The sequence below is a fragment of the Paraburkholderia tagetis genome (assembly GCF_022213065.1).
In the GTDB taxonomy this organism is placed as follows: domain Bacteria; phylum Pseudomonadota; class Gammaproteobacteria; order Burkholderiales; family Burkholderiaceae; genus Paraburkholderia; species Paraburkholderia tagetis.
The window spans coordinates 1-13,242 of record NZ_JAKLJA010000015.1 but is presented as its reverse complement, the minus strand read 5'-3'; the positions used below and the strand labels follow the sequence as shown (position 1 = coordinate 13,242).

Genomic DNA, 13,242 nt, shown 5'->3' with positions numbered 1-13,242 from the left:
CCGGAGGTCGCTTTGCGGTCGGCGCGGTTCCGTGGGGCGGGTAGATTTAGTTTATCGGGCGCGGCGACGCTGGCACGCACCGATGGCGAGCGCCGCGAACGCCAGCGCAACGGCGACGCCCGCGAACGCCACATCGGCCCACAGCGGCCCGATGCGGCGGGCGAGCAGCGAGATGCACACGGCGGGCAGCGAATTCCCGCTGTAGCAGCACAGCAGCCAGGCCGCCAGCAGCTCGGCGCGCTGGCTCGCAGGCGCGATCCGGTTGGCCTCCTGCAAGCTGCCGCGAAAGCCGAGCGCCGACGCGACACCGCACAGCGCGGTCGCCACCACCAGCAGCGCGAGCGAGCCCGCCACCTGCGCCCACAGCAGCATGGCGAGACTCGGCGGCAGCAGCCACAAGCCGACGAACATGGTGACGTGCGCGGCGAAACGGGGCGCCAGCACGACAGTCAGCGCCCCCGCTGCGAAAAGCTCGGCGACCACCACCGCGCTCCAGGCCGGGCTGCTCAGATGCATATCGCGCGCGAGCAGATTGGGCAACAGCGCCGCGTAGAAGCCCAGCAGCGCGAAGGTGGCGAACGCGGTCACGGCCGGCGCGACGAACGCCGCCCTCAGCTCGCGCGGCACGCCAATGCGGGGCTTGAGCTCGCCGAGCAAGGGTGCATTCGAGGGCGCATTTGAGGGCGCATTTGAGGGCGCATTCGAGGGCGCATTCGAGGAGGTATTCGAGGGTGCATTCGAGGAGGCACGCGAGGGACCACCTGAGCGTCCATCGGAGGATTCACCTGAAAAGCGGCGCTGCATTGGATGCGCGCTTTGCGCTCGTTGCACGGTTTCGCGCGCGTGGGCCACCCATGCCGCCGTGCCGGCAAGCGTGAGCAGATAGACCGCGAACACGGTATGAAGCGGCCAGGGCGCATAGCGCGCGAGCAGCCCCGATATCAGCACGCCCGCCGCGAGGCCCGCCAGATTGACGGCGGCGGCGAGGCGGCTGGCGCCCGCCTTGTCGGCGCCCGGATGCAGCTCCGCGATCCAGGCCGTCGCGGTGGCCGCGCCCACGCCGATGCAAAGACCGCTCGCCGCGCGTGCAACGAACAACAGCGCCGGATACTCGGCGAACAGAAACAACAGCGTGCTAAGCCCCGCCATTGCGAGAACAGCGAGGCTCACGAAACGGCGCCCCGCCTGGTCGGATACGCCGCCGAAAAACAGCAACGCACCGAGGTTGCCAATCACGTAGGTCGCATACACGAGCGTGGCGGTGAGATCGGCGAGACCAAACGCGCGCTGATAAAGTGGATAGAGCGGCGTGACGAGCGTGCTGCCCGCGTAGAGCACGCCCAGCAGCACGGCCGCCGCGACGAGCGAGGCGCGGCGGTCCAGCGTCGCCGGATACTGCAAGCGCTCATGCATCGGCATCTTCCTCATCCCCCCGTCTTCCTCATCTTCCTGATAGCCCCGCCGTGGCGCGCAAGGCCTGTTCCGCCGCGCCGAGTGACCTTCGCTGCGAATGCGCCACCCCGCCCACGAGTGCGCGAACGAAGCGCGCGGCACAGCGGTTGCGCGCATCGTCGGTGAAACTCACTCCGCAGGAGGACCTCATATGCCCGAGCACAAAACGATCGAGCGTGCGCGCGCCGACAAGCGCGCAGGCAAGGCGCCCAGCACTCAGGCAGGCGAGTTCGTCAAGGAAGAAGTCGACCGGGTGCGTGCCGGCAAGCACGGCGTGCGCTCCGCGAAGCAGGCCGTGGCGATTGGCCTGTCGAAGGCCCGGCGCGCAGGCGTCGACCTGAAGCCGCCTGCCAAGGGAAAAACCAGCGAGGCAACGCGCAAGAAGGCCGCGCAGGACAGCGCTGCGGGCCAGCACAAGAAGCGCAGCAGCGCCAGCACCGAGTCGCCGGCGAAACGCGCACGCGCGAGCACCGCAGCGCTCAAGCGCGAGAGCAAGGCCGGCGCATCGGAGAAGGCGATATCGAAGCAGGCGCAAAGCGCCGCAGCGCGACGCACGCCGGCAAGCCGTTCGGCGACGGCGAAAAAGGCCGTGCAAACGAAGGGCGCCGCGGGTCGCTCGGCAGCGGCGAAGAAGGCCGTGCAGACCAAGGGCGCAACGGGCCGCTCGGCGGCGGCGAAAAAGGCGGCTCGAACGCGCGCCGCGCGAGCGCAACACGCGCACCGCCAGGCGCATTAGTTAGAGCTGTGAGCGACTGGAACGCGTCGCGGCGGCGGCGTCGCCGCATGTTCTGCGATGCCCGAAAACGGACCACTCCCGGCCGGCAAATATTGGATTGTTGACCGGCCTGCGGGTGGTATTCGTTCAGGCTGTCTTACCATTCTGAATGGTTCGCGCTGTATCGGGACGACGGTAAAATCGACGACACCACTTGGATCAATGGAGTTGAGCGCGGACAGCTTCGGCTTCATCCAATGGGCGGCGATGGGCTCTCGCTCGGTTGCATTACCCTGCCGAGCCGCGTCGATTTTCTGAGAATCCGTAACGCACTACTGCACACCACGTATGGCAACGCTTGCCCGTAGGGTTTTCAAGATCGCGCTATTTATCGGCCTGTTCCTTCTATCCGTGCGCTGTATTGGTCGGAATGGGCCGATGCCGGAGAGGGATGCACTTAGATGGTTGAGTATCGCCAATGGCCTGGGTCTGCGTGAAGCCGATGATGTTTATGTCCCGGTGATGCTGGCTATCGATTTGCTCGTGGCAGTGCTTGCCTATGTGGCGATCATGAAGCTATGGCGGTGCTGGGTTTTTCGCGTTTCCTTGTGTTCGTGTCGGTCTGCTAGCGTTGCCCCTGTGCGGGGCGGCACCTACTTTTCTTTGCAGCCGCAAAGAAAAGTAGGCAAAAGAAAGCGGCTCAAACCGCCAGTGTGACGCAGTACACCTCTTGCCGTTAATCGAAGTGGTTCCGGGGCATCCGTCACCTCGCACCTTCAAACTGAGTGACAAAGGGCCCGCACATCCCGCTGCTCGCTACGCGCGCAGCGGTCGGGTCTGCATGGGAAACCAAGGGTTCTGCCTGGGCACTCGAAGACGCATGAACAGCACCGATCAGCAGGCATCCTGATTGTTTTTGATTATGCCCCACGGCGCGCGTAGCGCCGCCGGAGGAATGAGCCCTTAGTCACTCCGTTGGATGGCGCGTGGTGGCAGACGCTCCGGAACCGCTCCGATCACGGGCAAGAGGTGGACGGCGTAACACTAGCGGTTTGAGCGGCTTTCTTTTGCCTACTTTTCTTTGCCGCTGCAAAGAAAAGTAGGTGCCGCCCCGCACAGGGGCAACGCTAATAGACCACCGCGAATACAAGGAAACGCGAAGGGAAACGCGACAAACCCAGTCCCCACGAAATACGAATAGGCCGGGTCAGCCGGCCCCCCGTTAAATCATCGGTCTTCCACGACGCGCGGCGGGCGGCAAAAAAAGGCGGCTCGAACGCGCGCCGAGCGAGCGCAACACGCGCGCCCCACCACACCTCACCGAGTATGCCGCGTGGTCTCAAACAAGAACCAGACGCGCTCCTCAGTCTGATCGATCCAGTTCTCGATGAGACTGGCCGTCGCGACATCTTCCTTTTCTTCGCATACCTGATGAAGCTCGCGCATGAACCGCACGAGCGACTCGTTGTCGCGACGCAGTTCGTCGAGCATCGCTTCGGGCTGCACGAACGCCTCGTCGTTATCGGCAATCCGCTTGAGCGACGCAATCTCGCCCACCGAGCGCAGCGTAGTTCCGCCGAGCTTGCGCACGCGCTCGCCAACGGGGTCGATCATCGCAAAGACGAGCGTGGACTGATCGTCCAGCAGCAGATGATAGTCGCGAAAATGCGGGCCGCTCACGTGCCAGTGGAAGTTCTTGGTCTTGACGAAGAGCGCGAAGACATCCGCGAGCAGCTTCGTGAGACCCGCCGACACCTCCTTGCGGGCGTCCTGCCCCAGGTCCGTCGGGGTGGTCAAGTTTGCTTCCGAACCGCTTTTGTTTCTGGATTCCGTCATAGTGCTCACTCCTTTCGACAGTCAAAGCTCGATGGCTTGCGTTGAACGTCACTAACGTCACTAACGCCGCAAAGCGCCAAACAGCAGGCTGACAATAAACAGGATGACGAAGACCAGAAACAGGATCTTGGCGATGCTCGCCGCGCCGGCTGCGATCCCGCCAAACCCGAAGATAGCCGCGATCACGGCGATGATAAAAAACACGACGGCGTAATAAAGCATTGTCGGCTCCTGAATAATGCGGTGCGCAAGCACCGAACCGGAAAAAACTGCCGCCAGGACGAATCAATCTGCGTCGCATGGCCACGTCTTCCTTTACGCAACAGTCGTGCCTTGCAATTCCGGTTCATGCCCGCGCGGCTCGCATGCATTGAATCGCGTGGCGGTGCCATAACTGGTTTCGACGCCTCGCAAATGCGCTTCAAGCATTACAGGTAATCGCTACAAACTGGGTCGGACTCGCAATGTGCGGCCCAGTACCACGCCACGTCACGATGGGTCCCGCACCTGGCGGCGCTCACCCCAGCGCGTACCCAGCAAGGCCGCTGCGAAAAGCCCCAGCAGCCCCAGCGCCACGCCGCCCTTGAGCGCCTGCGCATGGCGCTCTGTAAAGAGCGGCGCCCCGGCGCTGCGCGCTTCGCTATCGAAGCGGCCGTGCGCGTCGAAGTCGCCCGGCACTGGCGCATGGAGGTTATCGGGTGCATCGCTCGCACGCGGCTCGTCGGTCAGTTGGCCGCGATAGCCGGCGCTCGCCAGATAGCGATCGACGAGACCAGGCGCCAGCAGGTCCGCCGCGATCGCGCGCGCCGTCGACCAGCCGAGCCACAGCGTGCGCCGCCGATGCTCGGCCGCAAAGCGGATCGCACGCGCCGCCACTTCGGGCTGATAGACGGGCGCGACGGGGCGCGCGCGCTTTCCGGTGCGGTTGGCCGCCCAGTCGAATTGCGGCGTATTGATAGCGGGCAGATCGACGAGCGAGAGCTGCACGTCGAGGCCGTCGTGCAGAATTTCGGAGCGCAGCGCGTCGGTGAAGCCCCGCACCGCGAACTTCGCGCCGCAGTAGGCAGCCTGCAAGGGCACCGAGCGCGATGCGAGCGCGGACCCCACATTCACGATCGTGCCGCGATTGCGCCGGCGCATGCGCGCGAGCGCCGCCATGGTGCCGTAGACCTGGCCGAGATACGTGACCTGCGTGGCGCGCTCCACATCGCGCGCGCATAACGCCGAGACCGGCGCAAAGACCGTTGCCATTGCAACGTTCACCCAGACGCCGATCGCGCCAAGCTCGCTTTCCACCCGCGAGGCGGCGGACTCGACCGCCTGCGCGTCGGCCACGTCGGTTGGAATCGCGAGCACCCGCACGCCATAGCCGCGCAACTGCGCGGCGGCGCGTGCGAGACGCTCCGGCTCACGCGAAAGCATCGCCACGTCGTAGCCCGCGCGCGCGAATTCCTCCGCGACGGCGCGTCCCACGCCGGCACCGGCTCCTGTCACCAGGACGATCCTGTTCTGCGTTCGCTCGGTTCGCTCCATGACATGGCACTCCTGATGGTTCATGCGGAACCTCCGCAACGTCCATGCCGTGCCCGGACGGACCGCCGCTCCCGAGGATGCCCGGAGCGCTCGCGCTGTGCTCGCGCCGTGCTCGTGCTGTGCTCGTGCGTGCTCATGCTGTGCCCATGCAGATTCGTGGCACAGCTAATGCGGCCACATTGAAGATCCAATCCAGAATCACGAGGAAGCGCCATGTCCGTAAAGCACTCCACCCCGCCACTGCCCGAGCAGCAACAGCACCGCACGCCTGGCCTCACCGCGCCGATGCATCCGCAGCCCGACCACGGCGAAAAGAGCTATCGCGGCTCGAACCGCCTCGCCGGGAAAATCGCGCTCGTCACGGGTGGCGACAGCGGCATTGGCCGCGCGGTCTGCATCGCCTACGCGCGCGAAGGCGCCGACGTCGCCATCGCGTATCTCGACGAGCACGACGATGCGCAGGAAACCGCGGACTGGGTCGAGGAAGCCGGACGACGCTCGCTGCTGCTGCCTGGCGACGTGCGCGATCGCGCATGGTGCCGCGAACTCGTGCTCACCACCGTGAACACCTTTGGCAAACTGGACGTGCTGGTGAACAACGCCGCGTATCAGATGACACACGAATCGGCCGAGTCGATCAGCGACGACGAATGGGACCGCACCTTCGACACCAACATCGGCGCGATGTTTCGCATCTCGCGCGAAGCGATCGCGCACATGAAGCCAGGCGGCGCAATCATCAACACCGCGTCGATCAACGCCGACCGGCCCAAGCCGACATTGCTCGCCTATGCGGCCACGAAGGGTGCGATCCAGAATTTCACGGGCGGGCTCGCGCAACTCGTGGCCGAGCGCGGCATACGCGTGAACTGCGTGGCGCCCGGACCGATCTGGACACCGCTGATTCCCTCCACGATGCCACCCGAGCACGTGCGCGAGTTCGGCCAGGCCACGCCGATGAAACGACCCGGCCAGCCCGCCGAACTCGCCGGCGCCTATGTGCTGCTTGCCTCATGCGAAGGCAGCTACATCTCCGGCGCAACGCTCGCCGTGACCGGCGGCACACCGCTCATCTGAGAACGCCTTCGCAGATGCCCGCCACCGAACACCCAGCAATTTCCGGAACCCGCCATGACGACCATTGACACCTTGAAGGTATCGAACGTATCGAACGTATCGAACGCCTTGAACCCATCCCTCCATTTACCGCCGACGGACCCGGTGGACGACCCAGAACGCACGCCTCCGCCCCCGCCGCCGCGACCGGACGACGAACCGCCACCGCTGCCCGAAGGCGACCCGCCGTCGAAGGCGCCACCGGAACGAGCTGAATGCGCATCTATGTAGTCCTTACATGTCACGCTTGAAATGGAGCGGGGGGGCAACCGACAGAACAGGCACCCCAACGGTTTAATTAGTTATGCCCTACGGCGCGCGAAGCGCCGCCGGATGAAAGAGCCCTTTGTCACTGAGTTGTGTGGCGCGAGGAGACGGATGCCCCGGAACCACTTCGATAACGGGCAAGAGGTGGACGGCGTCACACTAGCGGTTTGAGCCGCTTTCTTTTGCCTACTTTTCTTTGCGGCTGCAAAGAAAAGTAGGTGCTGCCCCGCACAGGGGCGACGCTAATAGACCGACACGAAAACAGGAAAACCAGAAAACCAGAAACCCAGCAAAAACAAAAAACCCAGGCCACTTCAAACCACCTGATGCCACTCCCTCATAACCACAAGCTTGCCATGCAGATGCCCCTTCTCCATCCGCTCAAAAGCGCCCCCTACATCCCCAAAATTAAACCGCTCGGCAACCTCGACCTTGATCGCCCCCTGATCAAACAGCGCAACAATATGCTCGAGCTGCGCCCCATCCGGGCGCGCGGTATAGCGCGCAGCAAACGCGCCATGAGAATCGGCTTCAATCTGCGACGGCTCATCGAGCGCGGAAACCATCGCGCCGCCGTGCTTGAGCACGCCCCACGAACGCGCCTGAACCGCGCCACCCACGAGATCGAGAACGAGATCGACCTCGCCCGCGAGATCCTCGAAGCCGTCGTGCCGGTAATCGATTGCTTCGCTGGCCCCTAGCGCGCGCAATGCATCGTGGGTGGGCGCGGAAGCCGTCACGATCACATGCGCGCCACAGTGGCGCGCGAACTGCACGGCGAAGCGTCCGACACCCCCGCTCGCGCCGTGAATCAGCACCCGCTGGCCGCGCTCGAGCTTGCCGTAGTCGAACAGCCCCTGCCACGCCGTGAGCGCGGCCAGCGGGATGGCTGCCGCCGTATCGACGGCGCCCGCGCGCGGCGCGTTGGCGAGCGCGCTTGCGCTGACGCTCACATAATCGGCGAGAGCGCCCGGGCCCTGGCCCACGAACGCGCAGACGCGCGTGCCCGGCTCCCACCCCGCCGCGCGCCGCGTGCCTTGCGCGATGACTCCAGCGACGTCGCGCCCTAGCGTGAACGGCAAATCGTGCTGCGCGACGGCCGGGTAGAGCCCATGCAACGTCTTCAGATCGACGGGGTTGAGCGCGGCGGCCTGCACTTCGACAAGCACCTCGTCGCCGTATAGCAGCGGAACGGACGTGCTCTCGCAATTCAGCGCGTCGAGCCCGCCGAACCGCGTGGCGCGCCACGCGCGCATCGTTTCGGGTAACGCCTGTTGTACCGGTTGCATGGTTGCTCCTCCATACGTGCGGATATCGGCCAACGCGCGTCGTGCGCGCGTCTCACTGCGCATTCGCAAAAGCCACGCCCGTTCACCGGGAATCGTGCCGCCATTCCTCTGAAGCGCATTCCTGCGTTCATGTCTCGCGCACGATTGCGTTCGCGGTTACGCCCGCGGTCGGGTTCGCGGTTACGTCCACGGTTACGTTCATTCGGCGCCGCCAGGCCCGCGCGTTGCTGAAATCCGGCTGCAACGCCTGGCGCCCTCGCCCACGCTATCCGGAGGCTGCCGGCCCGGGCGCTTTGCGTCCACTCACCGCTCAATTGAGGAGCACATCATGGCCATGCATCCCGATTCCCCGCAAACCGGCGCTCGCATCGTCGGCAAAGGCAGCGAAACCGCGGCCGGCCCCGGCCCCTATGTCATGGCGGCAAGCACGCTGGACGGCGACCGCGTATTCAGTTCGGATAACCAGGAAATCGGCAAGATCAAGGAGATCATGCTGGAGGTCGCGAGCGGACGCATCGTCTACGCCGTCATGTCGAGCGGCGGGTTTCTCGGTATCGGCGACAAGCTGCTCGCGCTGCCCTGGTCGGCGCTCACGCTCGACACCACCCACAAATGCTTCGTGCTGAACGTGGCCGCTGAGCGGGTCAAGAACGCACCGGGCTTCGACAAGGATCACTGGCCCGCAATGGCCGATCTCGAGTGGGGCACGGCCGTGCACGAGTACTACGGCACGCCTGGGTACTGGGAAAACGGTCTGCTCGCCAAACGCGGCGAGGACGTGCCGCCCGAATCGCCCGAATCGCCGGGATCGCCGGGATCGCCGGGATCGCCGGGATCGGTCGAACGCGGCGACCGCGAGCTCTGACGCGCGGCACGCAGCTTGCTGCGGGCACGGCACGGCGCGCGTTGCCGCGCTGAGCACGCCGGAACGTGAGGTGCCGACGAGGGCTTGCCCGTTTTTTCGGACGACGCATGGGGGCAAGCGCACCGACTCACCCGGACCGGTCACGGCATGCCACTGCACGTCACGACGGGTCACTGCATGTCACGACAGGCCACGACAGGAGAACGCGCCATGTCACAAGCGACTCGCGTCGCCACCGGGATGGTCAGCGTCGCGGCCGGCGCGGTGCTCGCGTTCTGGACCACGCGCAATCTGCGCCACGCCCGGCACGCCGACGCGCCGGGCAAGCACGTGGCCGCCGCGCGCGCGTTCAATTACGGCTCCGCCCTGCTCGCGCTTTCGACCCTCGCCGATAGCACGATGGAACACTACCGGGGCGGCTTCGAGAATCGTGCGATGTATGTCGCGCCCACCGTCGCGTTCGCCTCGCTTGGCGCGGCGCTGCACGGCGGCGCGGATCAGCGCGCGTACTCGCACCATCTGCGCCACGCCATCCAGATCGGCAGTGCAGCCACCGGCACGGCGGGCACCGCGTTCCATCTCTACAACGTCACGAAGCGCCCCGGCGCGCTGAGCTGGCACAACCTCTTTTACGCCGCGCCGCTGGGCGCGCCCTTCGCACTGCTGCTCTCCGGGGTGCTGGGCAGCGTCGCCGAGCAGTTGCGCGACCAGCCGGAGCACGACCCGCGGCTCTTCGGCATGCCGGCCGGCAAGGCGCTCGCACTGGTGGCCGGGGTGGGCCTGTTCGGCACGGCGGCAGAAGCCGCGTTGCTGCATTTTCGCGGTGCCTACCAGCATCCGGCGATGTACGCGCCGGTCACGATCGCGCCCGTGGGCGGCGCGCTGCTGATGCACGCCGCCCTCGCGCCGCCGCGGCACGCCGCGCGGGCGAGCGCGTTCGCGCGCGCGTGGCTGCGCATCACGACTGCGCTCGGCTTTGCGGGCGCGGGCTTTCATGCGCAAGGCGTGGCGCGCGCGCAAGGCGGCTGGCGCAACTGGTCGCAGAATCTCTTCGCCGGGCCGCCGCTGCCCGCACCGCCGTCGTTCAGTGCGCTGGCGCTCGCCGGCCTCGCCGCGCTGCGCATGCGGGAGACCGAACGATGAGCAAAGCGCCGCGCTACCCCGGCTACGATGTCCTCGCCAAACGCGACACGCCTTCTTGGGACGCACCCACGCGCGCCGTGATCGACGCGCGCCTTGGCACGCCCCACGCGCCACGCCATCTCGACGCAGCGCGCTGGCAAACGCTGCTGGCGCTTTGCGCGTGCGTCATCCCGCAGCACGGCGAACCGGGAAACGGCGCCGCACTCAACGGCGTGTCGGCTCATGCCGCTCAGGCCACCAGTGCCGACCGAGCCACCAGTGCCACCAGTGCCGCTCATGCCGACCATGCCACTCACGCCACCCATGCCGCCGATGCCACCCATGCCGCTCATGCCGACCATGCCGACCATGCCGCTCATGCCGACCATGCCGCTCATGCCGACCATGCCGCTCACGCCGCTCACGCCGCTCACGCCGCCGGCACGGTAATCCCCGAAAGCGCCGCACCCGCCGTCCCGCTCGCGGCGCTGCTAGACGGCAAATTGCTCGCGGACCGCCGCGACGGCTTTCGCGACGCGCGCCTGCCGCCATTGCGCGAAGCATGGGAAACGGGGCTCGCCGCGCTCGACGCCGAAAGCGAAGCCGCGTTCGGCGAACCATTTCATCGCCTCGGTACGGAGGACCGCCACGCGCTGATCGCCCACATGCAGCGCGGCGAGCTGCGCTGCGCAGCGTGGCGTGGCATGCCCTCCAGCGTGTTCTTCGCCAAACGCGTGCTGCATGACCTGAGCGCCGCGTACTGGTCGCATCCCGCGGCCTGGAGCGAACTCGGCTTTGGCGGACCCGCGAATCCGCGCGGCTATGTGCGCCTTTACTTCAACCGGCGCGACCCCTGGGAGGCCGTGGAAGCGCCCGGAACGAAGGACAACGACCCAGCCGACGACGCCAGCGCCTACGAAGCCGTGCGCAGGGAGAACCAGCGTGTGCGCTGACGCGCGCGAAGCGCCGCGCGGCAGACACGGCCGCGCACCCGACGTGTTCCGGCGCGGCGGCTGGATGCCGATGCGCGAATACTCGCCCGACGACGCGGTCGATTTCGCCATCGTCGGCACCGGCGCGGGCGGCGCGACGCTCGCGTGCCGGCTGGCCGAAGTGGGCTTTCGCGTGGTGGCCTTCGACGCGGGCGCGTGGTGGCGCCCGCTCGAGGAATTCGCCTCCGACGAGACCGACCAGGCCAAGCTCTACTGGACCGACGAACGCCTCTGCGACGGCGAAAATCCCCTGCAACTCGGCAGCAACAACAGCGGCAAGGCGGTGGGCGGCAGCACGGTGCACTTCGCGATGGTGTCCCTGCGCTTTCGGCCCGAGTGGTTCCAGGCACGCACGCGGCTCGGCTACGGCGCGGACTGGCCACTCGACTGGCGCGAGATGTGGCGCTACTACACCGAAGTCGAGCGGGCGTTGGGCATCGCGGGGCCGGTACGCTACCCGTGGGGCCCGAAGCGCCCGCGCTACCCCTACCGCGCGCACGAAATCAACGCGGCGGGCCTCGTGCTCGCGCGCGGCTGCGAAGCGCTCGGCATACCGTGGTCGCCCACGCCGCTCGCCACGCTCTCCGCGCCGCGCGGCGACGCGCACCAGTGCGTCTATCGCGGCTTTTGCGTCACCGGCTGCTCGACGAACGCCAAGCAGAGCGCGCTGGTCACGTGGATACCGCGCGCCGTGCGCGCCGGCGCCGAGATCCGCGACCTCGCGATGGTCGGCCGCATCGAAACGGATGCAAAAGGCCGCGCGAGCGGCGTGCATTTTCATCGCGAGGGGCGCTGGCAATTCCAGCGCGCGCGTAACGTGGTGGTGGCGGGCTACGCCATCGAAACGCCGCGCCTCTTGCTGCTCTCCGCGAATTCGCGCTATCCCGATGGGCTCGCGAACAGTTCCGGGCTCGTCGGCAAGAACCTGATGGTGCAGGCCAACCAGGCCGCGTGGGGCACGATGGACGACGAGATCCGCTGGTACAAGGGCCCGCCCTCGCTCGCGCTCACGGAGCACTGGAATTACGAGGACAAAGGCAAGGATTTTCACGGCGGCTACTGCTACATGAGCCAGGGGCCGCTGCCGCTCGTGTGGGCCGTGACGCAGACGAGCCGCGGCCTCTGGGGCGACGCGCTGATGGACGAGATGCGCCTGTACAACCATCAGGCCGGCCTGAAGGTCGTGGGCGAAACCCTGCCGCAGGAGCGCAACCGCGTCACGCTGGCCGAGGAGAAGGACGCGCTCGGGCTGCCCATCGCGCGCGTGACATGGTCGATGTGCGATAACGACCGGCGGCTCGTGCGTCACGCGCTCGATTACATGAGCCGCGCGCTCGACGCGGCGGGCGCGCACGACATCTGGACCCAGGACGACGACACCTGCCACCTGAACGGCACCGCGCGCATGGGCAGCGATGCGCGCACGAGCGTGGTGAACGCTGATTGCCGCAGTTGGGACATTCCGAATTTGTGGATCTGCGATGGGTCTGTGTTTCCCACCGTGGGCGGCGTGAATCCGTCGCTCACGATTCAGGCGGTTGCCTGCCGCACGGCGGACCGGATCGGCGTGCTTGCGGCGCGGGGGGAGTTGTAACGGGTCGGTGGGTGGCGCGCTGTAACGCGCGCAGGCACGAGTCATGCGTGAATGAAGGTGTTTCTCAACGGAGAATCATCATGCCTCTCACCAAGGGAAAAACACGCGAAGCCATTTCGAAGAACGTCAAGACGGAAATGAAGCAGGGAAAATCGCAGAAGCAGGCGGTTGCGATCGCTTTGAATCAGGCCCGTAAGTCGGGCGCCAAAATTCCGAAGAAACAATCGAAGTAGGGATTGTGGTTTTGTTGTGGGCTTTTTCGCGTTTCCGTCGCGGGCTTTTTCGCGTTTCCGTCGCGGGCTTTTTCGCGTTTCCTTGTATTCGCGTCGGTCTATTAGCGTTGCCCCTGTGCGGGGCGGCACCTACTTTTCTTTGCAGCCGCAAAGAAAAGTAGGCAAAAGAAAGCGGCTCACACCGCCAGTGTGACGCAGTACACCTCTTGCCGTTAAGCGAAGTGGTTC

At 66.2% G+C, this 13,242-nt stretch carries 13 protein-coding genes and 1 pseudogene; 9 read left to right on the top strand and 5 right to left on the bottom strand.

The annotated features are described in order from the left end of the window. Window positions 1-51: 51 nt before the first annotated feature. A complete protein-coding gene (locus L5014_RS18730; protein WP_238465236.1) occupies window positions 52-1,413 on the bottom strand; it encodes an MFS transporter in 1,362 nt (453 codons plus the stop codon). 190 nt (window positions 1,414-1,603) lie between these two features. Here L5014_RS18730 and L5014_RS18725 point away from each other — a divergent pair, with 190 nt between their 5' ends. From L5014_RS18725 to L5014_RS38815, 3 genes and pseudogenes are all read left to right on the top strand, one after another. Beyond that, a complete protein-coding gene (locus tag L5014_RS18725) occupies window positions 1,604-2,188 on the top strand; it encodes a DUF6496 domain-containing protein (protein WP_238465235.1) in 585 nt (194 codons plus the stop codon). Between the two features lie 27 nt (window positions 2,189-2,215). Beyond that, window positions 2,216-2,535, top strand: a pseudogene (locus L5014_RS18720) (DUF2778 domain-containing protein); the annotation flags it as partial. Then, window positions 2,516-2,884 carry a hypothetical protein gene (locus L5014_RS38815; RefSeq protein WP_338019304.1) on the top strand — a complete coding sequence of 123 codons (369 nt, stop codon included), beginning with the start codon at window positions 2,516-2,518 and terminating at the stop codon, window positions 2,882-2,884. The pseudogene L5014_RS18720 and the gene L5014_RS38815, both read left to right, overlap by 20 nt. Window positions 2,885-3,484: 600 nt before the next feature. On the opposite strand, the gene L5014_RS18710 is transcribed toward L5014_RS38815, so the two are convergent. From L5014_RS18710 to L5014_RS18700, 3 genes are all read right to left on the bottom strand, one after another. After that, window positions 3,485-4,024 carry a Dps family protein gene (locus L5014_RS18710; RefSeq protein WP_476638958.1) on the bottom strand — a complete coding sequence of 180 codons (540 nt, stop codon included), beginning with the start codon at window positions 4,022-4,024 and terminating at the stop codon, window positions 3,485-3,487. A gap of 39 nt (window positions 4,025-4,063) precedes the next feature. Continuing rightward, window positions 4,064-4,225 (bottom strand): DUF1328 family protein, encoded by a 162-nt coding sequence (locus L5014_RS18705; protein ID WP_238465233.1) that lies wholly within the window; start codon window positions 4,223-4,225, stop codon window positions 4,064-4,066. A 267-nt stretch (window positions 4,226-4,492) separates the two neighbouring features. Next, window positions 4,493-5,560: an SDR family oxidoreductase gene (locus L5014_RS18700; RefSeq protein WP_238465232.1), complete on the bottom strand. Its 1,068-nt coding sequence runs from the start codon at window positions 5,558-5,560 to the stop codon at window positions 4,493-4,495. 189 nt (window positions 5,561-5,749) lie between these two features. Between L5014_RS18700 and L5014_RS18695 the strand changes: the two genes are divergently transcribed. Further along, window positions 5,750-6,613, top strand: coding sequence for an SDR family oxidoreductase (locus tag L5014_RS18695; protein ID WP_238465231.1), 864 nt, complete (start codon window positions 5,750-5,752; stop codon window positions 6,611-6,613). Between the two features lie 620 nt (window positions 6,614-7,233). Here L5014_RS18695 and L5014_RS18690 read toward each other — a convergent pair. After that, on the bottom strand, window positions 7,234-8,208 hold the full coding sequence (locus L5014_RS18690) for an NADP-dependent oxidoreductase (RefSeq protein ID WP_238465230.1): 975 nt from the start codon (window positions 8,206-8,208) through the stop codon (window positions 7,234-7,236). A 328-nt stretch (window positions 8,209-8,536) separates the two neighbouring features. Between L5014_RS18690 and L5014_RS18685 the strand changes: the two genes are divergently transcribed. The 5 genes from L5014_RS18685 to L5014_RS18665 all read left to right on the top strand — a co-directional run bounded on the left by L5014_RS18685 (window position 8,537) and on the right by L5014_RS18665 (window position 13,014). After that, window positions 8,537-9,073, top strand: a complete 537-nt coding sequence (locus L5014_RS18685) for a PRC-barrel domain-containing protein (protein ID WP_238465229.1) — start codon at window positions 8,537-8,539, stop codon at window positions 9,071-9,073. 210 nt (window positions 9,074-9,283) lie between these two features. Next, entirely contained in the window at window positions 9,284-10,216 is a 933-nt protein-coding gene (locus tag L5014_RS18680; RefSeq protein WP_238465228.1) for a hypothetical protein, read from the top strand. Further along, window positions 10,213-11,148, top strand: a complete 936-nt coding sequence (locus tag L5014_RS18675) for a gluconate 2-dehydrogenase subunit 3 family protein (protein WP_238465227.1) — start codon at window positions 10,213-10,215, stop codon at window positions 11,146-11,148. Before L5014_RS18680 ends, L5014_RS18675 begins: the two co-directional genes overlap by 4 nt. Beyond that, on the top strand, window positions 11,138-12,781 hold the full coding sequence (locus tag L5014_RS18670; protein ID WP_238465226.1) for a GMC family oxidoreductase: 1,644 nt from the start codon (window positions 11,138-11,140) through the stop codon (window positions 12,779-12,781). Before L5014_RS18675 ends, L5014_RS18670 begins: the two co-directional genes overlap by 11 nt. Window positions 12,782-12,861: 80 nt before the next feature. Continuing rightward, complete coding sequence (locus L5014_RS18665) at window positions 12,862-13,014, top strand: DUF6496 domain-containing protein (RefSeq protein ID WP_238465225.1); 153 nt, start codon at window positions 12,862-12,864, stop codon at window positions 13,012-13,014. Window positions 13,015-13,242 lie beyond the last annotated feature (228 nt).

Excerpts from the sequence above, each read along its gene's own strand:
- L5014_RS18680 (WP_238465228.1), top strand. The coding sequence starts at position 9,284 with ATGTCACAAGCGACTCGCGTCGCCACCGGGATGGTCAGCGTCGCGGCC.
- L5014_RS38815 (WP_338019304.1), top strand. The coding sequence starts at position 2,516 with ATGGCAACGCTTGCCCGTAGGGTTTTCAAGATCGCGCTATTTATCGGC.
- L5014_RS18700 (WP_238465232.1), bottom strand. The coding sequence starts at position 5,560 with ATGAACCATCAGGAGTGCCATGTCATGGAGCGAACCGAGCGAACGCAG.
- L5014_RS18675 (WP_238465227.1), top strand. The coding sequence starts at position 10,213 with ATGAGCAAAGCGCCGCGCTACCCCGGCTACGATGTCCTCGCCAAACGC.
- L5014_RS18725 (WP_238465235.1), top strand. The coding sequence starts at position 1,604 with ATGCCCGAGCACAAAACGATCGAGCGTGCGCGCGCCGACAAGCGCGCA.
- L5014_RS18705 (WP_238465233.1), bottom strand. The coding sequence starts at position 4,225 with ATGCTTTATTACGCCGTCGTGTTTTTTATCATCGCCGTGATCGCGGCT.
- L5014_RS18665 (WP_238465225.1), top strand. The coding sequence starts at position 12,862 with ATGCCTCTCACCAAGGGAAAAACACGCGAAGCCATTTCGAAGAACGTC.
- L5014_RS18685 (WP_238465229.1), top strand. The coding sequence starts at position 8,537 with ATGGCCATGCATCCCGATTCCCCGCAAACCGGCGCTCGCATCGTCGGC.
- L5014_RS18730 (WP_238465236.1), bottom strand. The coding sequence starts at position 1,413 with ATGCATGAGCGCTTGCAGTATCCGGCGACGCTGGACCGCCGCGCCTCG.
- L5014_RS18690 (WP_238465230.1), bottom strand. The coding sequence starts at position 8,208 with ATGCAACCGGTACAACAGGCGTTACCCGAAACGATGCGCGCGTGGCGC.
- L5014_RS18695 (WP_238465231.1), top strand. The coding sequence starts at position 5,750 with ATGTCCGTAAAGCACTCCACCCCGCCACTGCCCGAGCAGCAACAGCAC.